A 25,171-nucleotide genomic window follows, 5' to 3' on the forward strand; every position below is an offset into this window, starting at 1 on the left:
TCAAAAGGAAATAAATCCATGCTCAAAAACTTAATGTTTACTACAATGGATGGGGTGAATATTGGCTTTGGGGTACATTGGTCTCCTCAACCGCAATCACAGGTCGGCCATTAATCGCCTTTGAATACAGTGCAGAAGCGATCAGTAAAGGTTTAGAACTTTCCTCCACATCAAATGGATATCATGGGTGAGGCACTGAATATTCCTCGACAAGCTCTTGTGAAACTTGGTACTCAGGAAGCGGAACTTTGTGTCCAAGAAGTTGATGAAATTATTGGCTCGATTTGTAAGGTTACAATCTGATTCAGCAATATCGCTCATGACCTATTACCTGGACAAATTCAAGCAGAGACTCTCCAACTGATCCAAAATAGGATTGAGCATAATATTCATGGCTCTAGACTAGCAGATTTACACTTAATTTTACCTAATGAGGTTCCACAGCTCAGTTGCTAACTCATTAGGTTCCCTCATCCAACGCCATTCAGTTTCTTTAAGATGATAATCAAAGTACTCTTTTGATATGCCGTTAAACTTTGCTAGCCTTCTTTTACAAAAGCTCCAAAATGATTCTATTCCATTTATATGACATTCTCCTCTAGCAAACTCATTTGCTCCGTGATTTACCCTAAAATGCTTTGAATAACCCACATCAACAAGACCATTATAGCCACGCCATCCATCACTATAAATCACACTCTCAAGTGAAACTTTACCAATGATAACCTCTTGTAAAGTCTTCATTTTACAGTCAGGTACGATTTCAGTATAGACGCGCCCATTACGTTCGAATATTCCAAATACTGGCTGTTTTAGAGTCCCACGACCACGCTTTAACTTTCCATGAAACCCACGTTGCCTTTTCACTCCAAAATAGCTTTCATCTACTTCTATTGAACCAACAAACTTAGCTCTTAAATCTGTTTGATGATCATAGATAGTTTCTCTAAAAAGCATGTACCAATAGTTAATCGTATTACGATTTAAATTGAGTAATAAGGCTGTTTTGGAAGCAGGAATATCAACACAAAAGCATTGAATAATTTTTTAATCTTGTAGTGACTTAATTTACTGTTTTCTATCATGATTCTAGACTAACATAATCATTTTGCTAGTCTAGAGCCTTCGCTACGGTTTGGACTATGTTCAAATGGCTATTCTACGTTTGATTGGTTTTGGAAAAAAAGAAGAATTTAAGAAAGTGCTAGCAATTTTAAGAAAGAAAAAGCCTGATAGGACAAGGATCCTATGAAATTTGTCGTGTACAGAGGTAATTTTTATGAAATCTAAAATCATGAGAAAAAGATAGAAAAGCACTTAGTCAGTTTCGGAGTATTATTTAAAACGTGGAGATGTTTTTCCTATGTTGATTAGTCAATTTATTTACGAATGATGTATAAAGTTTTATCTAATTTTTCTTTTTATCCAATTTAAAATTAGGTGCGTACACGGCCTCAACTTTCAATAAAGTATAAAAGGTGTTTGTGTAGGCAATACCCTTACTTTTGATAAGCCAAAAGAAAGCAAAAGCCTTTGTTACCCATACATAACATCCCTATTATGATGGATAACGTGTGGCATCCCTGCAACACTCGTGTATCCAAACGTTGCTTAAATTAAACTATGTAATAGTGGCGACATAAAGGTGCTCTTATCGCTATATATTAAAAACTTAGTGGAACACTGTTTCTAAAGCTTTTAAACCCACTTTGGGATCAAGTAGACCGTTGTAAATTTCAGGGATTTCACGTTCCACCCCAAAAAATTCATAAATGGCAAGCATCGCCCCACGAACTGAATATTCCACAGTAAAGACCACGTCATCTTCAATTTCCACAAACTGTCCAAGGAAAGCAAAGTTTTGTGAGCCTTGTGGAATTACCTGTGGACGATCCCCCGGTTTACGGCAGGCGAATAGGGCAGAGGCGTATGGCATCATGGCGGTAGTAACATCAGTCGTTGCCAAAACATGATCTAAAATGTCGTCAAAACCGAGCTGTTTAATCAGTTCTGTTAGGATTTCTTGCCCCGTGGCTTCGGACATTGGTTTTTTGATGTAATCGCCTATATGGTCAATTTGGAAACCGTAGCCCCATAAGGTATATAAACCTTCAGGTAAGTCGGCAAAGTGTGGCTGTGCAGGAACCACGATGGATAAATGCCAACCCGACTCATACCAAGTCATGAGTGCGCCTGTGCCTGGTTCATTGCCTGTATAGTCAATAATACGTTTAAGTAGCACGTCATCTTTCATGGTCAGAGTGAAAGACTCCCACTTATGTTCATCGACATTGCCATAAAAAGTCATTGGACGGCCAAAGTCTGGGGCTTTTTGTGCCAGCGTTTCCCAAAGCGTCCAGCCATGATCTTCTCGATGACGAATAAGGGCAGGCACGTCATGATTACCGCCATAACGTGAGTCTGCTGTAATAGAGCCTAAAGTGAAAATAGCTAAATCATTGGCTTTCAGATTAATTTGCTCTGAGCCTTCAGGCAATTGTACATATAGACGTGAAGCGTAGCGTTCTTGAGTTTCAGCATTGGTAATGAAGTCTGCATCTGTGACATAGTGTCCAAAACGCACATCGACGCCTTGTGCGACTAACCAACGCTGTAGGGGCAGAATCATCGAGTCATATTGGTTGTACTTGGTACGTTTCACACCCGCTAAGGTATGAATGCGTGGCAATTCTTGAATAAAACGCAAGAAATAGCGTCTTAACTCTGCTGCACTGTGCCATTTTTGAAAAGCGAAAGTCGTGCGCCACATGCGCCAGAAATTGGTTTCAAAAAAGGTTTCATCAAAAAACTCATCAATGCGGCGACTGCCAATTTTTTCTTCTTTTGAAGCTAATAGGCGCAGCATCTGTGCACGATGTAGCGTATTCAGACCAAGCTTTGCTGCATCCGCAATGACATGTTCGGCATCAATCAACCGTGCATTGGCGTGGGTTTTCACTTTTTCATTAAACTCACGACATTCTTCACGCACCGAAATGTCTGGATTTTCCAAAGATGGAATACTGGAAAATAAGTCCCATAGGCACAAATAAGTTTCATCGGTCAGCATTCGCCCACCACGTGTTACCCAAGCTTGCGCGGCATGCGGTGTATGTCCACCATCCATCGAACCACCTGAAATATCGAGTTCTTCTAAAATATGGATATTTTTGGCAGGGACTTTGGCATCACGGATTGCAAATGCAGCAGCAGCCATACCTGCGATACCACCACCAATAATCCAAAGATGGGACTGTTGCGCGTCTAATGGGGTGCGCTTCTTATTTTGCATGGTTCACCTTTAATTATGATGTTAAAAATTATGAAGTAAAAAAATTGGTTTAGAAAAACCTTAAAAATAGTATGTCTTTTTATATATGAAAAATGTATGAAATGGGAAGCAATCCCCTCATTATATTTTGTAATCAAAAATAGACGTATGATGGCTATTTTTAATACACATTTGTCTTTTTATTAAAATTGAATATGATCTAAATAATTGATGTTAATGTTTATTGTTGAGTAATTGCTCTATTGTTGTTTTCACTATGCCGTATGCTAAATTTCTTTAAAAATAGGCTTTTTATTTATCATTAAAAAATATCTTTGTACACGACAAAAAAAGATAACTCATTGAAATAATGGCATAATACTTGTTTTCTGACGACGAATATGATGACACATTTCAATGAGTTACATCTCATCTTAAACAAATATCTAAAGTGGAACAAGTCACATGCAAAATGTTTTACACTGATTATGCTTGCATTAATTGTAAAACAGACATGTAATCTTTCTTCTGCATCTAAAGCCTTACCCATCAAGTGCTTACCACAATCATTTTATCGACGTATACAACAACGCTTCTTTGCAGATCAGTATTTCGATTATCGTCAAATTTCTCAGTTAATTTTCAATATATTTTCATTCGATAAAGTCCAATTAACTTTGGATAGAACTAATTGGAAATGGGGAAAACGAGATATTAATATCTTGATGTTAGCCATCGTCTATCGTGGAATAGCGATACCTATTGTTTGGACATTGCTCAATAAACGTGGAAATTCAGATACAAAAGAGCGTATTGCTTTGATTCAACGCTTTATCTCCATTTTTGGTAAAGATCGTATTGTGAATGTGTTTGCAGACAGAGAATTTATCGGTGAGAAATGGTTTACATGGTTAATTGAAAATGACATTAACTTCTGTATACGTGTTAAAAAAACTTTATTGTGACCAATCACTTAGCCAAGAATCATAAAATTAGTGATTTATTTCGTCATCTTCAAGTTGGTCAAACTGAATATCGTAAACGACGTATTTGGGTTGTTCGAGTGAAACTGTATATTAGTGCGCTACGATTAGAAGATGGAGAACTTTTACTTGTTGTTTCTCCTATGTTTAATGCTTCTGCTATTCGTGATTATGCATTACGCTGGGAAATCGAAACGTTATTTAGTTGTCTCAAAGGACGTGGATTCAATCTTGAAAATACTCGTTTAACAGACCCTAGACGAGTCAAGAAATTGATAGCAGTGCTAGCTATCGGTTTCTGTTGGTGCTATTTAACAGGTGAATGGCAACATGATCGGAAAAAAGCGATAAAAATAAAGAAGCATGGACGACTTTCAGTAAGTTTATTTCGCTACGGTTTGGACTATGTTCAAATGGCTATTCTACGTTTGATTGGTTTTGGAAAAAAAGAAGAATTTAAGAAAGTGCTAGCAATTTTAAGAAAGAAAAAGCCTGATAGGACAAGGATCCTATGAAATTTGTCGTGTACAGAGATCTGTGTTATAGCGTTTTAAAACATCAGACCGCCTATCAAAGAGATTATTTATTAGCCGAATAATCTCAAAACCTGATTGACTACCAAGACGGTATCTCAGGTCGCTGACTTCACATATATTAAAACTCATTCAGATTGGGTCTAAACCACATTTATTATTGATGTGTTTTCATGTGCAATTGTTGGCTGGAAAGTATCAACACGTAAGAATACAGATATGGTGCTTGATGCGCTGAGTTATGTATCGTCTTTTGAGCTTGAAGCAATGTACGATTATAAGATTAACCCGTTAGGTCAGGTGGCCTAACTTAAATAAAAAAGTCTCCGACAAACCCGGTACGGTTCAGTTTTTGCATAGACCCAAGTGTTAAATCATCATTACGATTCTTGCGTACCACACCATGGACACGTGAAAAAGTAGAAAGCTTATATTTGTACGTCTTACGCCAAAAGGCCAAACAGAAACCGTAGCCTCAGGCAACACCCCTCTCATCATAAAATTATACCAGTCAGTAAAACACTCTTAGATTAAGCATATGAATGTTGGTTATTATTGTTGATTATCACAATAAATTAGTGACCAAAAATCAAAGTACCCTACCCCACCTTAAATTACGTCACACAAAATTAAAACTCTATATAACTGTTATATATAGAGTTTATTAACATACCAATTATGTAATTTAGTGTATTTTATGTCGGTGACTCTTGCCAAGGTTGGGGTCTTGCGAGTTCGAGTCTCGTTTCCCGCTCCAAATTCTAAAAGCCCTCATCGAAAGATGAGGGCTTTTTTTATTGTCGTTCTCAATGACTAAATATTCTGCCTAACCCTGCTTTTTTCTCAAATTAAGAAAATTTTCTTTAAATCTTGAATCTCTAGAACTCTGGTTCGATTTATCTTTTTAGGGAACTCCTGCTAAAAGGATTGCACTTCATACAGGTTTAAGCATCTAATTCATCCAAGCAATTAATGATAAAAAACCATAAAAAAAGCCCATTTGAGGGGAAATGGGCTTTTGTAAACATCAATATTAACGCTCTAATATGACAATCTGGTTAAATTTCATATCTATAGATTAAAATTTTTTGAGATCTCATTAGATTCCTAATAGCTGCTTACACCACGGAATTGAAATATCCCGAGTTAAAGGGGCTAAAGGCAGGTCTGGATGATTAAGATCAACCCATTGCATTTCCGCAAGTTCAGCCTGAACCTGAGGCTGACTTTTTAATTTAACCTGATACAAATAACTGACCAGCGAATGATTCAATTCGTTCGCAGCCACGGTTTCATATTTACCAATATAAGACAGTATTTCCATCTCACAGCCTGTTTCTTCCAGAACTTCTCTAGAGAGTGCCGCTTCAGGCAGTTCATTGGGTTCCAGCTTTCCACCCACATGCATAAAGAAATCGGTATCTTTTTTACGAACCAACAAAATCTGATTCTGTTCATTGAGAATGATAGCCGCAGCAATCGTAATCACTTTATTACTCATACCGATTCTACTACCTTTACGCTTTTATTCCATTTCGGTTCAGGCGCATGATAATGCTCCAAAGCATCCAAAACTTCCTCAATTGAACTTGAGGAAATCAAAGCATCGGTAAAACGTGACTGGGTAAATCCAGCCTCAGTCGTTTTCATCAAGAAATTCAGCAATTCATCATAAAATCCATGGATATTTAAAAATGCACAAGGCTTCTGATGAAGGCCCAACTGCCCCCAGGTCAACTGCTCAAAAATTTCTTCTAAAGTCCCCACCCCGCCCGGCAAAGCAATAAATGCATCCGCCAGATCAGACATTTTTGTTTTACGTTCATGCATATTTTTCACCACATGCAGCTCTGTTAACAGCGGATGGGCCAATTCTGCATCGACCAGATTTTGTGGAATTACTCCAATGACTGTTCCACCAGCATGTAATGCACTATCAGCCACAACACCCATCAGTCCAGCTCGGCCGCCACCATAAACCAGCGTGATTCCCCGTTTCGCAATAGACTCACCCAAAGCTTGCGCCTGTTCTTTAAAATTTTCGCTATTCCCCATAGCTGAACCACAAAAGACTGCAATAGATTTCATTTTTTACCCCCTCATCAATCAACGTATTCTAACTGGATTGGAATAAAAAAATTGTCTTAAAAACAAGTAAAATAACCATAAGCGGCTAGTTTATCGAAGCTCATGATTCAGAATAAATCCTCACTTCTACAGAAAAATACGGATAATTTTTAGTCAGACTTGTACGCATTGACTTACATCGATTCCGGTTCTTTACGGCTATCCCGAATAGTGGAATTTTCCTATGATACTTACATCAGGAACAGGAAGTTCCATATAACAATGACAATAGATAAGCACAAGGATTGTAAGGTACGACAGGAGTTATACCGAGCTAACCAATACAAAAAACCCCGGCAGGATGCCGGGGTTTTTTATTATTTTTTTATTTAGTCAATCAGGCTGCCAATGACCTGAGATTTTATATTTGACTATTCTCTGCATGGTGCTACTGATCTCGAATGGGTCAGACAGCAGGATTTGACAAATGCAAGCCAATCCACAAGGATAAGTGAATAAAAATAATCATGAGTAGAACAATATGTCCCATCCACTTTCCAGCCTTGAATATCAACCTGACATTCTAGGTGAAGGTTATGAACAGGCCACTTTAGAATTCCCGCCAGATACTGAAGGTACAGTAGTTGCCACTTTAGTCCGCAAAAAGGCAGACCAGCCCACCTCTAAAGCTGTCCTTTATATTCACGGCTTTATTGATTATTTTTTCCAGACTGAAATGGCAGAGCGTTTTAATCAGCAAGGTTTTGATTTTTATGCACTGGATTTACGTAAATACGGCCGATCCTATCTGTCCCATCAGAAACTTTATAATGTCTATCATCTTTCAGAATATGATGCAGAAATCAGCCAGGCTCTTGAAATTATTGGACAGGAAGGCCATGACACGGTTTTACTCAGTGGCCATTCTACCGGCGGATTAATTACTACTTTGTATGCAGCACATCATCCGGATCATCCCTTAATTAAAGGCTTATGGCTCAATAGCCCTTTTTATGACTTTAATATGACGCCTTTTGAGAAAAAGTTTCTGGTGCCTAAATTAAGCCGTCTGGGAAAACGTTTTCCGGAAATGCTATTTCCCAGCCGCTTAAATCGTCATTATGTGCCTAGTCTGCATATTAGCTATCAGGGGGAATGGCATTTTGATCTGGAATGGAAAAAACCTAGCTATCACTGGGTGCGTCTGAGTTTTGTACATGCCATTCACGAAGCACAAAAAGAAATTCATCAGGGTGTACGTTTAAGTATTCCGACTTTGCTGATGCATGCCCACAAAACCACTTATCCCCTACGTTTTAATCGTAATACTCAAACCAGTGATGTGATTCTTCAGGTACGCGACATGATTGAACATGCGCAGAAAATCCAGGGCGATGTGAAACTCTGTTCGATTCAAAATGGGATACATGATCTGGTTCTTTCAGAAAAACCGGTCCGTGAGCAGGTCTATCAGCAGCTATTTCAATGGCTGGAAAATAAAGCCCTATAAGCCAGATGAATAAGATAGGTAGCAAGCTCTGCCTGTCTTATTTTTCAATAATTTTATTTATCTATTTCGCTTGGATATGAAATAAAAATATCAAGCTGATCAGTAATGCTTTTTACATATTAAAATCATGTCATTATAAAAATAAAATATTGAAATTTATAAAAATAATAAATTCCATTTTTATCCAAATGTTGCCTTTTGTAGCAAGCTTGTAAGTATTTATCCTGCGATTTTTTTCCCTCTCTATAGTAGAGCTGAGATGTTGAATCTGAGGGCTTTTGCAGAGCAGAAGTGGTTCGGCATTTATCAATAATAATCATATCAAGGAATAGAATTATGCGTTATGCAGATCCCAATACTGACGGTTCAAAAGTGCAATTTAAATCCCAATACGAAAACTTTATTGGCGGCAAATGGGTTCCACCCGTCAAAGGTGAATATTTTGATAATGTCTCGCCCGTAGATGGTAAAGCCTTTACCAAAGTTCCGCGCTCATCAGTGGAAGATATTGAACTGGCGCTGGATGCGGCTCATGCCGCCAAACAGCAATGGAATAACAGCTCCCCTACTACCCGTTCCAATATTTTATTAAAAATTGCCGATCGTCTTGAAGAAAATCTTGAGTTACTAGCAGTTGCAGAGACTTGGGATAATGGCAAGCCGATCCGAGAAACCCTGGCAGCCGATATTCCATTAGCCATTGACCATTTCCGCTATTTTGCCGGCTGTATTCGCGCCCAGGAAGGCGGCATCTCGGAAATTGATGAAGACACGATTGCCTACCATTTTCATGAACCTTTAGGTGTGGTTGGGCAGATTATCCCGTGGAACTTCCCGATTCTGATGGCGGCATGGAAACTGGCCCCAGCTCTCGCAGCCGGAAACTGTATTGTGCTGAAACCTGCTGAACAGACACCGGTGAGTATTTTAGTGCTGGTTGAACTGATTCAGGACCTGTTGCCTGAAGGCGTATTAAACATCGTGAATGGCTACGGCGTTGAAGTCGGCCGTCCACTGGCGACTAATCCACGCATTGCCAAGATTGCCTTTACCGGTTCTACCGCTGTGGGTCAGCTGATCATGCAATATGCGACTGAAAATATTATTCCTGTGACTTTAGAACTTGGAGGTAAATCACCAAACTTGTTCTTTGCCGACATCATGGATCAGAAAGATGATTTTCTGGAAAAAGCTCTAGAAGGCTTTACCATGTTTGCCCTGAATCAGGGTGAAATCTGTACCTGTCCATCACGCGCCCTGATTCAGGAAAGTATTGCCGACCAATTCCTGGAACTTGCAGTAGAGCGAGTGAAAAAGATCAAGACTGGTCATCCCCTGGATACCGAGACCATGATCGGTGCTCAGGCTTCTCAGGAGCAGCAAGACAAGATTCTCGGCTGTATTGCAACTGGCCGTGAAGAAGGTGCAGAAATCTTGTTAGGCGGCAATGAACGTCAGGAAGTGGGACAAGGTTTTTATATCGAGCCAACGATTTTTAAAGGTTCCAATGACATGCGCACCTTTCAGGAAGAAATTTTTGGACCGGTATTGGCAGTGACGACTTTTAAAGACTTCGATGAAGCCATCAAAATTGCCAATGATACGATTTATGGACTCGGTGCCGGTGTCTGGTCACGTTCAGCACATACCTCTTACCGCGCTGGTCGCGCGATTCAGGCTGGTCGGGTCTGGACCAACTGCTATCACATCTACCCGGCTCATGCAGCCTTTGGGGGATATAAAAAATCTGGGATTGGCCGCGAAAACCATCGCATGATGCTGGATCATTATCAGCAAACCAAAAACCTGTTAGTGAGTTATTCAACCAAACCAGCAGGCTTCTTCTAAACTGATCTAAATTCGGGTGGACTTCGGTCCGCCTGATTCATTCATTATTTCAAACATAATTTTAAACTGATTGGTAAAAAATTCATAAAGAGAGTCGTGATGAGGTATACGTATTTTTAGGGGCTGTATTAAACTAATCAATAAAACTGCATAAAAAATAAGAGATTATTTATAGTCATGTTGATTTTAAATAAGTTTGTCATTTTTTATGCTTTCTGATCGTTTAAAAATCCAGCATAAAGCCTGTGCTTTCATTTAAAGTCGACTTTTCATGCTACGCAAGACTGTGTATAACAATGAACCCCTGAGGGAAAGCAATAAGCATAGGCAAAATTGCTTAAAAAGCGTTAGACTATGCAGTAATAATGTCATGATTCGGTCTGGTATAGATCAAAAAAGAAGGTGAAGGTTGATGCCGCTCAATACAGTTGAAGAGCTTGTAGCAGATATCCGTGCAGGAAAAATGGTTATCCTGATGGATGACGAAGACCGTGAGAATGAAGGCGATCTGGTGATTGCTGCAACCCACGTGCGTCCTGAAGACATCAACTTTATGATCACCCATGCGCGTGGTCTGGTTTGCCTGACTTTAAGCAAAGAACGTTGCCAGCAGTTAAATCTACCCTTGATGGTGGATGCCAATGGCGCTCAGCACGGAACCAACTTCACCCTTTCAATTGAAGCAGCCAACGGAATTACTACCGGTATTTCTGCAGCTGAGCGTGCGCACACCATTCAAACTGCGGTAGCTGCACATGCCAAACCAAGTGACATTGTACAGCCTGGCCATATCTTTCCATTGATGGCACAGCCAGGTGGCGTATTGCACCGTGCTGGTCATACCGAAGCCGGTTGTGACCTGTCTCGTCTTGCGGGTCTTGAGCCAGCTTCTGTGATCTGTGAAATCATCAAAGAAGACGGCACTATGGCGCGTCGTCCAGATCTAGAAATCTTTGCGGAAAAGCATGGCCTGAAAATGGGGACTATTGCTGATCTGATCCATTACCGTATGACCAATGAACAAACGGTTGAGCGTATTGATCAGCAAACTATAGATACTGAATACGGCAGCTTTGACCTGTACCGCTATCGTGAACTGGGTAATCCGGATATCCATCTGGCCTTGGTCAAAGGTGAGCCTAAAGAGGGCGTGACCACAGTGCGTGTACATGGTTTTAACCCGACCCGCGACTTGCTCAAACTGAACAAGCAGGATGGCGAACCAGCTTGGAACCTGGACCGTGCACTAAAAGAAATTTCAAACAGTGATCGTGGTGTTCTGGTCTGGATTGGCCAGCGCCATTTACAGGACTTAGGCCCTGCCCTGGATGCACTGACAACACCCAAAAATGTAAAATCGAATGCTGCACTTTCCCAGCAGTATCAGACCATTGGTGTCGGCGCACAAATTTTACGTGACCTCGGCGTGGAAAAAATGAAGCTGCTTAGCTCTCCATTACGTTTCAATGCCCTGTCCGGCTTTAACTTAGAAGTGGTGGAATACATCACCGCACAACAAACATCAGAGAAATAATCGAGGTTCCTATGGCAGTTCGCCGTATTGAAGGTATGTTGCATCTCGCGAACGAAGACCGTTATGCGATTTTAGTTGGTCGTTTTAATAGCTTTGTTGTTGAACATCTGTTAGAAGGTGCCATTGATACATTGAAACGCCATGGCGTATCAGAGGATAATATCACTGTTGTTCATGCACCTGGTGCTTGGGAACTTCCTGTAGTTGCGAAAAAACTGGCAGCTTCAGATCGTTTCGATGCCATCATCGCGCTGGGCGCTGTGATTCGTGGCAGCACGCCTCACTTCGATTTTGTAGCTGGTGAATGTGCCAAAGGTCTGGGCGTAGTTGGCTTGGACACTGGCTTACCAGTGATTAATGGTGTATTGACTACGGATAGTATCGAACAGGCGATTGAACGCTCGGGTACAAAAGCAGGTAATAAAGGTAGTGAAGCTGCCTTGACTGCTATTGAAATGGTTAACTTGTTAAAGGCTATTTAACGCTATGTCGCAAACACTTCAAGCAACTTATGCAGCAAAACGTAAAGCACGTCGCTTTGCTGTACAAGGAATTTATGAATGGCAGATGAGCCACAATCCGGTGCATGAGATTGAAGCACGTACTCGTGTGGACAATGCCATGCACAAAGTGGATCTCAGCTATTATCATGAATTGTTGACTCAAGTGGTTGCCAATCATGAAGCATTGGATGCTTTGCTTATCCCTGTGCTGGATCGTGAACTTTCTGCACTTGATGGTGTAGAACTCGCTACACTTCGCCTAGGCGCCTATGAACTCAAAGAACATCTTGAGATTCCATACCGCGTGGTTCTGGATGAAGCAATTGAGTTAGCTAAACACTTTGGCGGTGCAGACAGCCATAAATACATCAATGGTGTATTGGACCGTTTAGCGACAACTTTACGTGCAGCAGAAAAACAGCAAGCCAACTAATCTAGTCGAATTGTTGTATGGCTGAGTTTTCGATTATCGATACCTATTTTAATCGTCAGAATAAAAATTCTGTCGATTTAGGCATTGGCGATGACTCAGCCTTGCTCACCCCTCCTCTACAGCAACAACTGGTCATCTGTGCCGACACCCTCGTTGCTGGACGTCATTTTCCTTTAGACACCGATCCTCATGCGATTGGCTGGAAATCTGTCGCTGTTAATCTTTCTGATATTGCAGCCATGGGCGCGACCCCGCATAGTATTTTACTCGCCTTGAGCCTACCCCAAATTGATCATGACTGGTTAAAAGCCTTTAGTCAGGGTCTCTATGATTGTTGCGATCAATTTGGTGTGAGCTTAATTGGTGGTGATACCACACAAAGTCCTCATTTGACCTTATCTGTGACTGCCCTTGGTTGGGTAGATACAGGACAAGCTGTGCCACGTTCAGGTGCCAAGCCTGGTGATCTGATTTGTGTATCCGGTACAGTGGGCGATGCTGCTTTTGCTTTAAATCATCTCGGTCATCCATTACAGAAACGTTTGGATTATCCAACCCCACGCTGTCAGTTGGGTACTGCCTTAAAAGGCCTAGCTAATAGCATGATTGATGTTTCAGACGGTCTGGCACAAGATTTAGGACATATTCTTAAGGCATCAGGTATAGGTGCAAAGCTAGCGCTTGAAAACTTACCCATCAGTCCTGCCCTGCAGGCATTAAATGATGAACAGCGTTGGCAATACGCCCTCGCGGGTGGTGATGACTACGAGTTATGCTTTACAATAAACCCGCAAAATTATGAAAAATTATTGCAAAAACAGCTGGATGTTTCGATTAGTATAATTGGCTCCATTCAGCAGCAACACGGTTTAACTTTTGAAAAAGATGGCGTAGATCATTCACTTCAATTTAACGGATATCAACATTTTGCATAAATCTGCGATCAATTTTAAAAGCATGTCATGGACCAACCGGCTCATTGTCTTTAGTGGGGTAGGATTTGGTTCTGGTCTGGCGCCTAAAGCGCCCGGAACTTTTGGTTCAGCTTTTGCACTTTTATTTGTACCCATCTGGCTCTACTTAGGTTTTGTAAATAGTCTTTTTGCCATTGTCATTATGTCCCTGGTTGGCATATATATCTGTGGCCAAACTGCCAAAGTCATGGGTGTGCATGATGATGGACGTATTGTCTGGGATGAGTTTGCAGGACAATCCATCACTTTTTTGCCACTGATCTATTTAGCTCAGATGAACTGGTTATGGCTACTCATTGGCTTTGCCCTGTTCCGATTATTTGATGTCTGGAAACCTTGGCCGATTCGAGTCATTGACCGTCAGGTTAGGGGTGGTTTTGGCATTATGCTGGATGACATTATCGCTGGCCTCTGGGCAGCACTTTGTATTTGGATTTATTTTTACTTCACGATGGCTTAGGCCATATCTAGGATTAGAACATGTCTACGACTGTGATTATTCTTGCTGCAGGTAAAGGAACCCGTATGCGTTCCAACTTACCGAAAGTATTACAACCGCTTGCAGGACGACCTTTACTCGGCCATGTGGTCGACACAGCAAAAAAACTCAATGCAGACAATATTATTACCATTTATGGTCATGGCGGTGAGCAGGTTCAGTCCGCATTTGCAGACCAGGATATCCAGTGGGTAGAACAGGCTGAACAGCTTGGTACCGGTCATGCCGTACAAATGACACTACCTGTTTTGCCTAAAGATGGTATTTCACTAATCCTGTCTGGTGATGTCCCTTGTATTAGCCAACAGACGCTTCAGAATCTGCTCGATGCTACTCAAGAGCAAGGCATTGGCCTGGTGACCTTGACCCTTTCAGATGCCAGTGGTTATGGTCGTATTGTGCGTAAAGATGGTCAGATTCAAGCCATTGTTGAACATAAAGATGCTTCTGAAGAACAGCGCCAAATTAAAGAAATTAATACCGGTATTTATGCGGTCAGCAATGCCAAATTACATGAATGGCTACCACGTTTAAGCAATGACAATGCCCAAGGTGAATATTACCTGACCGATATCGTGGCAATGGCACTGGCAGATGGTATGAGTGTTGCATCTGTAGAACCTGAGCTGGCTTTTGAAGTGGAAGGCGTCAATGACCGTGTGCAACTGGCTGCATTGGAGCGTCAGTTCCAGGCTTATCAAGCTAAACAGTTGATGCAGCAAGGTGTACATCTGATTGACCCAAGCCGTTTTGACTTACGAGGCCAACTCACTGTTGGTAAAGATGTGCGTATCGATATCAATGTCATTATCGAAGGTAATTGCGAACTCGGTGATAATGTTGAAATTGGTGCAGGCTGTATCCTTAAAAATACTAAAATTGCGGCAGGTACTAAAGTACAGCCATATAGCATCTTTGATCATGCAATTGTGGGTGAAGAAGCACAGATTGGTCCATTTGCACGCTTGCGTCCAGGGGCAAAACTGGCAGCTGAAGTCCATATTGGTAACTTTGTTGAAGTGAAAAATTCTAGTATTGGTCTAGGTTCCAAAGCGAATCACTTCACTTACTTAGGTGATGCTGAAGTCGGTAGCGGTTCCAATATTGGTGCAGGGACGATTACCTGCAACTATGACGGTGCCAACAAATTTAAGACCATCATTGGGGATCATGCTTTTATTGGTTCTAACAGCTCTCTGGTTGCACCGGTCCAGATCGGTAATGGCGCGACAGTGGGAGCGGGTTCAACGATTACCCGTGATGTGGCAGAGAACAGTTTAGCGGTAGAACGTTCCAAGCAATTTGCCAAAGAAAACTATCAGCGTCCGCAAAAAATCAAGAAATAAGAGGAAGTTAGTATGTGTGGTATCGTCGGTGGCATCGCGGAACGTAATATCAGCAATATCTTAATTGAAGGCCTAAAACGTCTTGAATACCGTGGCTATGACTCTGCGGGTCTGGCCTTAATCAATAATAGCCAGGTGCTACGTGAGCGCCGTGTGGGTAAAGTCGCGAATCTTGAGCAAGCTGTGAATGAATCACAGATTAATGGTTCATTAGGCATCGCGCATACACGCTGGGCAACTCATGGTAAACCGACTGAAAACAATGCTCATCCCCATATTTCGGGTAATGTTGCTGTGGTTCATAACGGGATTATTGAAAACTACCAGGAGCTGAAAGATGATCTTGAAGCTTTAGGCTATGTATTCACTTCACAAACTGATACTGAAGTGGTTGCCCATCTGGTCAACGATGCACTGAAATCTACCCCTAGCCTGCTTGAAGCAGTACGTCAGGTCGTACCACAGCTGAAAGGTGCTTATGCGCTCGGGATCGTACATACAGATCATCCAGATGAACTGATTACCGTACGTGAAGGTTCACCACTGGTCATCGGTGTCGGTATTGGCGAGAACTTTATCAGTTCTGATCAGTTGGCTTTATTACCGATCACGAATCGTTTCATCTATCTGGAAGAAGGTGATATTGCCCGTCTGACCCGTACTACCATTGAAGTATTTGTGGATGGTCAATTGGTAGATCGTCCAGTCAAAGAACTGGATGCCACCGTGAGCAATGCTTCTAAGGGTGAATATAAGCACTACATGCTCAAAGAAATCTATGAGCAACCTGAAGCCCTAAAACAGACCATTTCACAAGCCTTGAATGGCAGTACACTACGTGAAGATTTTCTGGTAAATGCTGAACAGGATTTTTCAACAATCCAGCAAATCCAGATTATTGCCTGTGGTACCAGTTACCATGCCGGCATGATTGCCAAATACTGGTTTGAACAGCTGATTGATCTGCCTTGTCAGGTCGAGATTGCCAGTGAATTCCGCTACCGTACGCCAGTGATTGTCAATAATACACTCTATGTGTGTATTTCTCAGTCAGGTGAAACAGCCGATACCTTAGCTGCTCTGCGTGATACCCAAAAACGTGCTACATCAAAAGATGTAAATATTACGACGATGACGATTTGTAATGTTGCAACTTCTTCAATGGTACGTGAAACAGATTACAGCCTGCTGACTTTAGCGGGTCCTGAAATTGGTGTGGCTTCGACCAAAGCCTTTACCACCCAGCTCGCAGCTTTGATGTTACTGGTACTGAAAATCGGTACAGTGAAAAATGCCATTTCAGCTGAACAGATGACTGAGATCACCACTGGACTATGGCATATGCCTAAGGTACTGCTAGATACTTTAAGTCATGATGATGAAATTCTGCGTCTCTCTGAACTCTTTGTAGAGAAACAGCATTGTTTGTTCCTAGGCCGTGGTACACACTTCCCGATCGCACTGGAAGGTGCACTAAAGTTGAAAGAAATTTCTTATATTCATGCAGAAGGTTATGCGGCGGGTGAGCTGAAGCACGGTCCATTGGCTTTAGTAGATAATGATATGCCAGTAGTAATTCTGGCACCGCAAGATGACATGCTGGATAAACTGAAATCCAATATGGAAGAAGTTCAGGCACGTGGTGGTGAATTATTTGTCTTCGCTGATGAAAATAGTGGCATTAAAGCCAAAGAGCGCCAGCATGTCGTACATATTCCTGAAGTAAACGCTGTTTTAGCGCCAATTGTTTATTGTATTCCAGTACAGCTACTGTCTTACCATGTGGCAGTCCTGCGTGGTACTGATGTTGACCAGCCACGTAATCTGGCAAAATCAGTAACAGTTGAATAACTCATAAAATTAGCCTGTTATATGATGTTTTTGAGTAATAAAGTTAAATACTAGGTAATAAATAATCATACTTAGTAATAAAGTTTCATACGAATTTTCAAAATAAAGAAAATATATTCAGTATTTTCAGTATTTTCAGTATTTTGGTATGAAACTTTTTTTATTTTGATAGAATTAAATTTAGACTAGCCCTGCCTATAGTATGATACTTTAATAAATACAATATAATTTTGGAACAAATAAAAACAAATACTTATGCACAACAAAGGATGAAACTTTATTACTCTCATATATATGAGGATATTGACTACTCTCATATAACAGGTTAACTATATATTTCTTAAATTCTGAATAAATATTTTAATCTTTAATATCCATATAGAATTTGATTTAAATGAATTCTTAACTGTCCTATTTAAAGGGACTTCAATAAATTTATTTACATAGTATCCAATAAAAATACAGATCACATATAAAAATAAAGCAAAATTAAGATTTTGAAAAAAGTAATAGCTTATATATAACTTTGTTCCTATAACCAGTATGAATGGGTGACTCAGATAAATAGAATAAGACGTGTTCCCTAATCTATCTAAAATATTTACAAATTTATGATAATGGTTTTTAAAAAAGCTTTCCAAACCAATCAGACCAACCACACATAAAAAGGCTGGCACTCCTCTGTCCAAAGCACGACCAAATCCAGTTTCAAACACATTAAATATATTCTGAAAGAAAATAAATGCAGTTCCCAATAGAATCAGAATAATATTCAGCATAAAGTTTAAATTGCATTCTATATAAATGAGATATGCACAAATACCCAAGGCATACTCTAAAAGAATCACATTAAAAAAGAATACTTTATCTAAATTTAATACCAATATTCCTACAGCAGGTAAAAAAGTCAATACTGCTATTAATGCAATATAATTTATCTTATTTCTAAAAAAATAGAGAGATAAAGCAAAAATGATATAGAAATAAACATCATAGCTTAGGGTCCAGCCATTTTGAACAAGGAACTTATGCTCCCCTGGAATTAATAAATAAGAAGCTATAATATTGGTATATCCACCACTCATATTAACGAGTTCAGGGTTATATAAAAAAATACAAAGAGCCACAGTGGTAAAGAACCAATACAGAGGCAATATTCTTTGCATACGGCCTTTTAAAAATTTTATAGGGGTTATATTCTTTTTAGCTGTCGTTAAACAGATAATAAACCCGGACATTACGAAGAAAATATCAACACCTGGCCCTCTAAATCGATACCATTCTAAGGACAGGATATTATACTGATGAACTTTATTTTCTATATGACTGAGCAAGACAAAACTTGCAGCAATAAATCTCAATATATTAATTGAATATAATTTATTATTAGACATATTTTTCGTCCTTATAATTTTTCTAATACAATATTTTATTTTTCAAATGAAACATTATTTTAATATTATGTAACCAGCTGAATGGTAAAAATCTTTATTTGGGTTAGAATATATTTTTCAATTGTACTCTTAAATAATAAATTATGAAAAAACTTTCTTGTTTCAAAGCTTATGATATTCGCGGCAAGTTAGGTACCGAATTAAATGAAGATATCGCCTACCGCATTGGTCGTGCCTATGGACAGATTTATCAACCAAAAACCGTTGTAGTTGGCTGTGATGTACGCCTTAGCAGTGAAGACTTAAAACAGGCGACCATTCGTGGTTTAAATGATGCAGGTGTCGATGTCCTCGATTTGGGCATGACCGGCACTGAAGAAGTTTACTTTGGTGCATTTCATCTGGATGTTCAGGGTGGCATTGAAATTACTGCCAGTCATAACCCGATGGATTATAACGGAATGAAACTGGTCCGTGAAAATTCCCGTCCGATTAGCGCAGATACCGGCCTTAAAGACATTCAAGCACTGGCTGAAAATAATGAATTCGCTGAAGTTACAAGTAAGGGTACGACAGAAAAATATAATATCCTGCCTGAATTTGTCGAGCACCTGATGAGTTATATTGATCCAGCAAAAATCCGACCAATGAAGCTGGTGGTGAATGCAGGTAATGGTGCAGCGGGTCACGTGATTGATGCAATTGAGATTAAATTTAAAGAACTCAATATTCCAGTCGAATTTATTAAGATTCATCATGAGGCGGATGGTAATTTCCCGAATGGTATTCCTAACCCGATTCTGATTGAAAATCGTGTCAGTACACGTGATGCGGTGATTCAACATTCAGCTGACATGGGTATTGCTTGGGACGGCGATTTTGACCGTTGCTTCCTGTTTGATGAAAAAGGGCAGTTTATTGAAGGCTATTATATTGTCGGTCTACTGGCACAGGCCTTCTTGCTAAAACAGGCTGGCGAAAAAATCGTGCATGATCCACGTCTGGTCTGGAATACTTTTGATGTTGTCGAACAATATCAAGGAACAGCAATTCAATCTAAATCAGGACATGCTTTTATCAAGGATGTCATGCGTGAGCACAACGCAGCCTATGGTGGTGAAATGAGTGCTCATCACTATTTCCGTGATTTTGCTTATTGTGATAGTGGCATGATTCCATGGCTGCTTGCCATCGCGGTTTTATCTGAAACCGGAAAATCACTATCTTCCCTAGTTGAAGAGATGATTGCCAAATTTCCTTGTTCGGGTGAAATCAACTTTAAAGTCGCAGATACTCAGGCGACGATCCAAAAAATCTTTGATCATTATGCCGACCAGCAACCAGAAATCGATCAGACAGATGGCGTTAGCCTGAACTTTGGGGCGTGGCGCTTTAACGTTCGTGCTTCCAATACTGAACCTTTGTTACGCTTAAATATTGAAAGCCGTCGTGACCAGAACCCTCGTCCAATGCAGGCTTATGTAGATGAGCTCAGCCAGTTAATTCAGGGATAATTCTACGTATTAGAAAAATCTTAAAAAGTCCCTTCAGATTAGACGAACTGTCCATTTTGAAGGGGGCTTTTTATTATGAATATTGAAAATATTGTTTGAGCAGATCTATATCGATATTTGCCTTCACTTTTCTGGCAAATAACATGCCTGATTGCTTCATCTTATCAAAATCAGACTCATCTAGAATTTTGGGATAATCTGGTCCTGACATCCAGTCGATATATCTTAATCCCCCTTCAGATACTTGTTCCTCATCTTCTGGATGGTAAATTCTTTCCTGTAAATATGAATTCTGAATAATGGTGTGGAAATATACTTCATCGGCACACAGTGATTTTCTAAAGGCTAAATCATAGCCTTTATTATTTTTTATAAAATCCAAAATATATTGAACCGCCTGATAGCTTAATATAAACCATAAAGATCCTTTATATAGTTTTGGTAACCCTTCTATATTTTGAGTATATAAACCAAGTTTATGTAAAAAAATAATTAGCTTACATTTGATTTTTTCTAAAACTGACTTTTCTTTAATAAAAAAGAAATCTGGATATAAATATTTAATCCGATTTCTTGGATCTGCTTGAAGTTCATAACCGATATATTCCTGATCACTGCTTAAAAGATATTTTTCTATACTTTCAATAGATGTTAAGGGAATATCATCACCGGACAATAAAGAAAAATAATTATATTCAAATTGATTGGCATAATTTAAAAGTTTTAGAGTGGCCTCAATTTGAGTATAGCCACCCCAATACACATCCACTCTTTCTACCAAAAATTCTATTTGTGAGCTGCTTGGTAACGATTTTTTTATATGATCAAGATCTGATTTTTTATCTACATGAATTAAAATTTTACTATGAGAACTTTTAATCAGCTCATTTACAAGATAAACAAGTGGATTAGTCAATTGATGACACATAATCCCATAAATAAAATTCATATTTTATTATCCATATCCATGGGGATTCTGCTTTTGCCAGTTCCAACTATCAGCTAGCATATCCTCGAGAGTATAAGCTGCCGTCCATCCAAGTTCCTCTGTTGCACGGCGGCTATCTGCATAGAAGCTGGCCAAATCACCAGCTCGCCTTGGTGCATATTCAAATGCAATATTTATTCCATTTACTTGCTCAAAGGTATTCTTGATTGCCAGTACTGAAATAGGCTTTCCTGTACCGATATTCCAGGCACGACAACCCGTTTGTTGCAAACGGTTTTGAATTGCCAACACATGCGCTTTGGCCAGATCGACAACATGAATGAAATCCCGCTCACATGTTCCATCTTCAGTCGGATAATCATGACCAAAAATCGATAACTTTTCACGTCGCCCTACCGCCACCTGTGTAACAAATGGCATCAGGTTATTCGGGATACCTTGTGGATCTTCTCCAATCTGGCCACTTTTATGTGCACCTACCGGATTAAAATAGCGCAATAAGGCAATCGACCACTGTGAATTGGCTTGAGCGGTCTTCTCCAATAACTGTTCAACCACCATTTTGGTGTAGCCATAGTTATTGGTTGGCATGCCTAGAGGCATATCTTCCTGATAAGGTGAAGGGTTGAGCTCCCCATAGACAGTGGCTGAAGAACTGAAGACCAGACAGAAGACTCCAGCACGCTCCATGGCCTGTACCAGGCTAATTGAACCGGAAATATTATTTTCAAAATATTTAAGAGGGATTTGCTGGCTCTCACCAACTGCTTTTAAGCCAGCAAAATGAATCACCGCATCAATGGTATTTTCCTGGAATATTCGGTCTAGGATCTGACTGTTCCGAATATCACCTTCTACAAATTTCAGGCTTTTTTGAGCCAACCGCTGGACACGATTTAAAGACTCAACCGAGCTATTAGATAAATTATCCAATACTACGACGTCATGCCCCGTATTTAATAGTTCCAAGCAGGTATGTGAACCAATATACCCTGCTCCACCCGTCACTAAAATTTTAGCCATGTCTTTCCTGTTATAATTTTAATCAAGCTGTCAGGATTTTAATCAAACCCTGGGTTGAACCATCTAAACCGCTAATATCAGTTTGCTCACCATTCAGTATAGGCAATAACTGATTGGCAATTTCCTTACCTTTTTCTACGCCCCATTGGTCAAATGGATTAATATTCCAAAGCACCGACTGCACAAAAACTTTATGCTCATACAAGGCAATCAGCATTCCCAGACTATAAGGATTTAATTCCTGTAATAAAATAGTGCTGCTCGGCTGATTACCCTCATATTGTTTATAGGCTGGCAAGCCCTGCAATTCAGTCTGATCCAAGGCATCATTACCAAATGCCAGTAAACGTGATTGTGCCAGACAGTTAGATAAAGCCAAATGATGCTGTTCGATCAAAGCATCAGCATTATCGACGTAGGTATATTGTTGACTGTTATAACGCTTCACTGGGGCGATAAAATCGCAGCTGACTGCTTGAGTACCTTGATGTAACAGCTGGTAGAAGGCATGTTGGGCGTTTGGTCCAACTTCGCCCCAAATAATTGGACAAGTGTCGAGCTGAACTTTTTCACCATTGCGCTGGATGGATTTACCATTAGACTCCATTTCCAGCTGCTGCAAATAAGATGCAAAATATTTCAGACGTCCATCATAAGGCAAGATGGCATGGGTCTGAATATCCAGAAAATTCGTATTCCAGGCACCCAGTAAGCCCATTAATACTGGAATATTCTGTTCCAGAGGCTTGTACTGGAAATGCTGATCTACGGCATAAGCACCAGCAAGCAGTTGTTTAAAACCGTCCACTCCAATACTGAGTGCAATCGGCAAACCAATACACGACCAGAGAGAATAACGCCCACCGACCCACTCCCATAACAACAGCTGATTTTCGGGTGCAATTCCCCAGGCTGTCATTTTTTCAGGTTTAGTGGATACCCCAATAAAATGATGCTTCACAATAGAAGGATGCTGGCCTAAAGATTTTTCCAGCCATAAACGCACTGTTTGAGCATTGGATAAGGTATCAATCGTTCCAAATGACTTGGAAGAAATAATGAAAAGCGTTGTTTCCGGACGTAACTGATGCAGCAATTCAGATAGCTGGCTACCATCCATCGTCGATACAAAATGCACATTCAAGGGTTTGGCAGATTGATATTTAAAATCCGAAAGCGCATGACTAACCATTAATGGTCCTAAGTCAGATCCCCCTACCCCGATATTCACTACATCCTGAATGACTTCACCCGTAGCCCCACGGCGTTGTCCGGCATGAATCTGCTCGACCAAAGCATACATACGGTCTAGCTGAGCATGAACTTCAGCTGCCAGATCTTCATGCTGCTGGTCCTCTTTCGGCAAACGTAAGGCCCAGTGCATGGCTGCACGTTGTTCAGTATAGTTAATCGTCTGAGTGGAAAATAAAGAACCGATCCAGGATCTTAGATTTTGTGTCTCTGCCCATTCAATCAGATGCTGCACAGCATCACGATTGACTCTATGTTTGCTGTAATCAAAAACCAACTTTTCAAATTCAACCGAGTACTGATTAAACCGTTCAGGATCTGCTGCAAAGAGTTGGCGTAAATGGATCGATTTCAATTGTTCTTTTACAGAATTTAGCTTTTTATAAGCATTATTGCTATTCTGGTCTGATTTAAGCTGGTCTAACATCAACGTCCCACCCCAATATAGTTAAAACCGCGTGACTTGATATAAGCAGGGTCATAGAGATTACGTCCATCCAGAATCAAAGGATGCTGCATCAATTTGCTGAGATAAGCATAATCCGGGCTACCATACTGTTTCCAGGCCGTGATTAAACACAACGCATCTGCATCTTCTACCGCCTGATACTGGTCTTCACATAAAATTAAATCAGCGCGTTGACCATAAATCCGTTCAATATTGGTCAAAGCCTGTGGGTCATGTAGTTTTACTGTCGCACCTTGTGCCCACAATGCTGCCAACATAGCATGTACTGGAGATTGCTGGATACTTGGGGTATTTTCTTTAAATGCAGCTCCCCAGATGGCGACTGTTTTCCCTTGCAGGTCTCCACGGAAATAATTCCATAGCTTACGGAATAACAACTCTTTCTGTTGCTCATTAATATCCCAAACCTGTTCCAGTAACTGGTTTTTCACCCCTGAATCCGCTACGGCGTGAGTCAGCGTCCGGATATCATGAGAAAAGTTTTCTCCACCAAAGCCCACACCTGGAAATAAATAAGCTGAACCAATACGATTATCTGCCGCCATACCCTGACGGACTTGCTCAATATCAATTCCCAGTTTTTCAGCGACACTTGCCAGATCATTCATATAACTGATCCGGGTAGCCAACATGCCGGAAATACTCAGCTTGGTAAATTCTGCATCCAGAATAGGCATAAACAGATATTGCTGGGCACGAGGGAACAAGGGACGTAACAACTCTCTAACTTTGAGCTGTACATCAGGTTGATCGCAACCCACAATCAGTTGAGTGGCTTGAACGAAACTGCGAATAGCATTTCCTTCCTGAATAATATCTGGAAGATAGACCCAGTCATCATTCGGTAAAAGTTGCTGGAATCGCGCTGTACCATGCAAACCAAAGGTGGATGCATTAATCATCAGTTTAGGGTGTGCAAAGCAGGCATGATGAATGGTATTTAACATCTTAAATGCCAGCTGCTCTTCTGTCGCATTAAAACTAAAGAAAAAGACATCCTGATTAAAATTCAGATGCTGAAAATCACAACAGTTTAAAAAACCGGATTCTTCCTGTTTTTGTAATAATAGTTGTAAGGATTCATCCTGAAAGTAAGTTCGAGCAGGCTCACCTGTATTGAAGCTATTACACCATACGACCTGATGGCCACATTCAGCCAATAGAGCTGAAATAACCCCTGAGAATAAGGTTTTTCCTAATACTGCGACTTTCATAATAT

General features: G+C 40.3%; 19 protein-coding genes and 5 pseudogenes. 15 read left to right on the plus strand and 9 right to left on the minus strand.

Annotated elements, in window-relative coordinates; translation table 11 throughout:
* Positions 1–168 precede the first annotated feature (168 nt).
* Positions 169–456: pseudogene (locus tag O4M77_RS13965) on the plus strand (hypothetical protein); the annotation flags it as partial.
* Here O4M77_RS13965 and O4M77_RS13970 read toward each other — a convergent pair.
* Positions 424–1,085 (minus strand): annotated as a pseudogene (locus tag O4M77_RS13970) (IS1595-like element ISAcra1 family transposase). The pseudogenes O4M77_RS13965 and O4M77_RS13970 overlap by 33 nt on opposite strands.
* 41 nt (positions 1,086–1,126) lie before the next feature.
* Between O4M77_RS13970 and O4M77_RS13975 the strand changes: the two are divergent.
* Positions 1,127–1,252, plus strand: a pseudogene (locus O4M77_RS13975) (IS4 family transposase); the annotation flags it as partial.
* A 420-nt stretch (positions 1,253–1,672) separates the two neighbouring features.
* Here O4M77_RS13975 and O4M77_RS13980 read toward each other — a convergent pair.
* Positions 1,673–3,292 (minus strand): oleate hydratase, encoded by a 1,620-nt coding sequence (locus O4M77_RS13980; RefSeq protein ID WP_004883953.1) that lies wholly within the window; start codon positions 3,290–3,292, stop codon positions 1,673–1,675.
* Positions 3,293–3,675: 383 nt separating this feature from the next.
* Between O4M77_RS13980 and O4M77_RS13985 the strand changes: the two genes are divergently transcribed.
* From O4M77_RS13985 to O4M77_RS13995, 3 genes and pseudogenes are all read left to right on the plus strand, one after another.
* Positions 3,676–4,769, plus strand: a protein-coding gene (locus O4M77_RS13985; protein ID WP_159123825.1) for an IS4-like element ISAba33 family transposase whose coding sequence is annotated in 2 segments (ribosomal slippage) — positions 3,676–4,219 and positions 4,219–4,769 — 1,095 coding nt in all. Because the reading frame shifts where the segments join, the coding sequence is not laid out codon by codon here.
* Between the two features lie 120 nt (positions 4,770–4,889).
* Positions 4,890–5,024, plus strand: a pseudogene (locus O4M77_RS13990) (IS3 family transposase); the annotation flags it as partial.
* Positions 5,025–5,137: 113 nt separating this feature from the next.
* Positions 5,138–5,260, plus strand: a pseudogene (locus tag O4M77_RS13995) (VF530 family DNA-binding protein); the annotation flags it as partial.
* Positions 5,261–5,886: 626 nt separating this feature from the next.
* On the opposite strand, the gene O4M77_RS14000 reads toward O4M77_RS13995, so the two are convergent.
* Together O4M77_RS14000 and O4M77_RS14005 are read right to left on the minus strand one after the other, a co-directional pair.
* Complete coding sequence (locus tag O4M77_RS14000; protein ID WP_034170792.1) at positions 5,887–6,288, minus strand: NUDIX hydrolase; 402 nt, start codon at positions 6,286–6,288, stop codon at positions 5,887–5,889.
* On the minus strand, positions 6,285–6,875 hold the full coding sequence (locus O4M77_RS14005; RefSeq protein ID WP_159123826.1) for a TIGR00730 family Rossman fold protein: 591 nt from the start codon (positions 6,873–6,875) through the stop codon (positions 6,285–6,287). Before O4M77_RS14005 ends, O4M77_RS14000 begins: the two co-directional genes overlap by 4 nt.
* 520 nt (positions 6,876–7,395) lie before the next feature.
* Here O4M77_RS14005 and O4M77_RS14010 point away from each other — a divergent pair.
* From O4M77_RS14010 to glmS, 9 genes are all read left to right on the plus strand, one after another.
* On the plus strand, positions 7,396–8,364 hold the full coding sequence (locus O4M77_RS14010) for an alpha/beta hydrolase (protein ID WP_323713596.1): 969 nt from the start codon (positions 7,396–7,398) through the stop codon (positions 8,362–8,364).
* A gap of 336 nt (positions 8,365–8,700) precedes the next feature.
* Complete coding sequence (locus O4M77_RS14015; protein ID WP_166135102.1) at positions 8,701–10,212, plus strand: aldehyde dehydrogenase family protein; 1,512 nt, start codon at positions 8,701–8,703, stop codon at positions 10,210–10,212.
* Between the two features lie 412 nt (positions 10,213–10,624).
* Complete coding sequence (gene ribBA / locus O4M77_RS14020) at positions 10,625–11,746, plus strand: bifunctional 3,4-dihydroxy-2-butanone-4-phosphate synthase/GTP cyclohydrolase II (protein ID WP_323713597.1); 1,122 nt, start codon at positions 10,625–10,627, stop codon at positions 11,744–11,746.
* Positions 11,747–11,757: 11 nt separating this feature from the next.
* Complete coding sequence (gene ribE, locus O4M77_RS14025) at positions 11,758–12,228, plus strand: 6,7-dimethyl-8-ribityllumazine synthase (RefSeq protein WP_004280926.1); 471 nt, start codon at positions 11,758–11,760, stop codon at positions 12,226–12,228.
* A 4-nt stretch (positions 12,229–12,232) separates the two neighbouring features.
* On the plus strand, positions 12,233–12,682 hold the full coding sequence (gene nusB / locus O4M77_RS14030; protein WP_005233270.1) for a transcription antitermination factor NusB: 450 nt from the start codon (positions 12,233–12,235) through the stop codon (positions 12,680–12,682).
* Between the two features lie 17 nt (positions 12,683–12,699).
* Positions 12,700–13,617 carry a thiamine-phosphate kinase gene (gene thiL / locus O4M77_RS14035; RefSeq protein ID WP_159123830.1) on the plus strand — a complete coding sequence of 306 codons (918 nt, stop codon included), beginning with the start codon at positions 12,700–12,702 and terminating at the stop codon, positions 13,615–13,617.
* Between the two features lie 22 nt (positions 13,618–13,639).
* Complete coding sequence (locus O4M77_RS14040; RefSeq protein ID WP_159123860.1) at positions 13,640–14,116, plus strand: phosphatidylglycerophosphatase A; 477 nt, start codon at positions 13,640–13,642, stop codon at positions 14,114–14,116.
* A 20-nt stretch (positions 14,117–14,136) separates the two neighbouring features.
* Positions 14,137–15,501, plus strand: coding sequence for a bifunctional UDP-N-acetylglucosamine diphosphorylase/glucosamine-1-phosphate N-acetyltransferase GlmU (gene glmU, locus O4M77_RS14045; RefSeq protein ID WP_323713598.1), 1,365 nt, complete (start codon positions 14,137–14,139; stop codon positions 15,499–15,501).
* A gap of 12 nt (positions 15,502–15,513) precedes the next feature.
* The gene (glmS, locus tag O4M77_RS14050; protein ID WP_323713599.1) at positions 15,514–17,352 is read left to right on the plus strand and encodes a glutamine--fructose-6-phosphate transaminase (isomerizing); all 1,839 of its coding nucleotides are present in this window, start codon (positions 15,514–15,516) and stop codon (positions 17,350–17,352) included.
* Between the two features lie 329 nt (positions 17,353–17,681).
* Here glmS and O4M77_RS14055 read toward each other — a convergent pair whose 3' ends face one another.
* Positions 17,682–18,746: an acyltransferase gene (locus O4M77_RS14055; protein WP_323713600.1), complete on the minus strand. Its 1,065-nt coding sequence runs from the start codon at positions 18,744–18,746 to the stop codon at positions 17,682–17,684.
* Between the two features lie 143 nt (positions 18,747–18,889).
* On the opposite strand from O4M77_RS14055, the gene O4M77_RS14060 reads away from it, so the two are divergent.
* Positions 18,890–20,260, plus strand: coding sequence for a phosphomannomutase CpsG (locus tag O4M77_RS14060; protein ID WP_323713601.1), 1,371 nt, complete (start codon positions 18,890–18,892; stop codon positions 20,258–20,260).
* Positions 20,261–20,333: 73 nt separating this feature from the next.
* On the opposite strand, the gene O4M77_RS14065 is transcribed toward O4M77_RS14060, so the two are convergent.
* Genes O4M77_RS14065 through O4M77_RS14080 form a run of 4 tightly spaced genes read right to left on the minus strand, consistent with a single transcriptional unit; the run spans position 20,334 to position 25,166 of the window.
* A complete protein-coding gene (locus O4M77_RS14065; protein WP_323713602.1) occupies positions 20,334–21,209 on the minus strand; it encodes a beta-1,6-N-acetylglucosaminyltransferase in 876 nt (291 codons plus the stop codon).
* 6 nt (positions 21,210–21,215) lie between these two features.
* Entirely contained in the window at positions 21,216–22,232 is a 1,017-nt protein-coding gene (galE, locus tag O4M77_RS14070) for a UDP-glucose 4-epimerase GalE (RefSeq protein ID WP_180011562.1), read from the minus strand.
* Between the two features lie 22 nt (positions 22,233–22,254).
* Positions 22,255–23,910: a glucose-6-phosphate isomerase gene (gene pgi / locus O4M77_RS14075; protein ID WP_323713603.1), complete on the minus strand. Its 1,656-nt coding sequence runs from the start codon at positions 23,908–23,910 to the stop codon at positions 22,255–22,257.
* Positions 23,910–25,166, minus strand: a complete 1,257-nt coding sequence (locus tag O4M77_RS14080) for a nucleotide sugar dehydrogenase (protein ID WP_323713604.1) — start codon at positions 25,164–25,166, stop codon at positions 23,910–23,912. The genes pgi and O4M77_RS14080 overlap by 1 nt, the downstream gene beginning before the upstream one ends.
* Positions 25,167–25,171 lie beyond the last annotated feature (5 nt).

Source organism: Acinetobacter sp. YWS30-1 (assembly GCF_033558715.1).
In the GTDB taxonomy this organism is placed as follows: Bacteria; Pseudomonadota; Gammaproteobacteria; order Pseudomonadales; family Moraxellaceae; genus Acinetobacter.

What these genes read in the sequence shown, in the direction of transcription:
- O4M77_RS13980 (WP_004883953.1), bottom strand. Translation starts at nt 3,292, where the DNA reads ATGCAAAATAAGAAGCGCACCCCATTAGACGCGCAACAGTCCCATCTT.
- O4M77_RS14000 (WP_034170792.1), bottom strand. Translation starts at nt 6,288, where the DNA reads ATGAGTAATAAAGTGATTACGATTGCTGCGGCTATCATTCTCAATGAA.
- O4M77_RS14005 (WP_159123826.1), bottom strand. Translation starts at nt 6,875, where the DNA reads ATGAAATCTATTGCAGTCTTTTGTGGTTCAGCTATGGGGAATAGCGAA.
- O4M77_RS14010 (WP_323713596.1), top strand. Translation starts at nt 7,396, where the DNA reads ATGTCCCATCCACTTTCCAGCCTTGAATATCAACCTGACATTCTAGGT.
- O4M77_RS14015 (WP_166135102.1), top strand. Translation starts at nt 8,701, where the DNA reads ATGCGTTATGCAGATCCCAATACTGACGGTTCAAAAGTGCAATTTAAA.
- ribBA (WP_323713597.1), top strand. Translation starts at nt 10,625, where the DNA reads ATGCCGCTCAATACAGTTGAAGAGCTTGTAGCAGATATCCGTGCAGGA.
- ribE (WP_004280926.1), top strand. Translation starts at nt 11,758, where the DNA reads ATGGCAGTTCGCCGTATTGAAGGTATGTTGCATCTCGCGAACGAAGAC.
- nusB (WP_005233270.1), top strand. Translation starts at nt 12,233, where the DNA reads ATGTCGCAAACACTTCAAGCAACTTATGCAGCAAAACGTAAAGCACGT.
- thiL (WP_159123830.1), top strand. Translation starts at nt 12,700, where the DNA reads ATGGCTGAGTTTTCGATTATCGATACCTATTTTAATCGTCAGAATAAA.
- O4M77_RS14040 (WP_159123860.1), top strand. Translation starts at nt 13,640, where the DNA reads ATGTCATGGACCAACCGGCTCATTGTCTTTAGTGGGGTAGGATTTGGT.
- glmU (WP_323713598.1), top strand. Translation starts at nt 14,137, where the DNA reads ATGTCTACGACTGTGATTATTCTTGCTGCAGGTAAAGGAACCCGTATG.
- glmS (WP_323713599.1), top strand. Translation starts at nt 15,514, where the DNA reads ATGTGTGGTATCGTCGGTGGCATCGCGGAACGTAATATCAGCAATATC.
- O4M77_RS14055 (WP_323713600.1), bottom strand. Translation starts at nt 18,746, where the DNA reads ATGTCTAATAATAAATTATATTCAATTAATATATTGAGATTTATTGCT.
- O4M77_RS14060 (WP_323713601.1), top strand. Translation starts at nt 18,890, where the DNA reads ATGAAAAAACTTTCTTGTTTCAAAGCTTATGATATTCGCGGCAAGTTA.
- O4M77_RS14065 (WP_323713602.1), bottom strand. Translation starts at nt 21,209, where the DNA reads ATGAATTTTATTTATGGGATTATGTGTCATCAATTGACTAATCCACTT.
- galE (WP_180011562.1), bottom strand. Translation starts at nt 22,232, where the DNA reads ATGGCTAAAATTTTAGTGACGGGTGGAGCAGGGTATATTGGTTCACAT.
- pgi (WP_323713603.1), bottom strand. Translation starts at nt 23,910, where the DNA reads ATGTTAGACCAGCTTAAATCAGACCAGAATAGCAATAATGCTTATAAA.
- O4M77_RS14080 (WP_323713604.1), bottom strand. Translation starts at nt 25,166, where the DNA reads ATGAAAGTCGCAGTATTAGGAAAAACCTTATTCTCAGGGGTTATTTCA.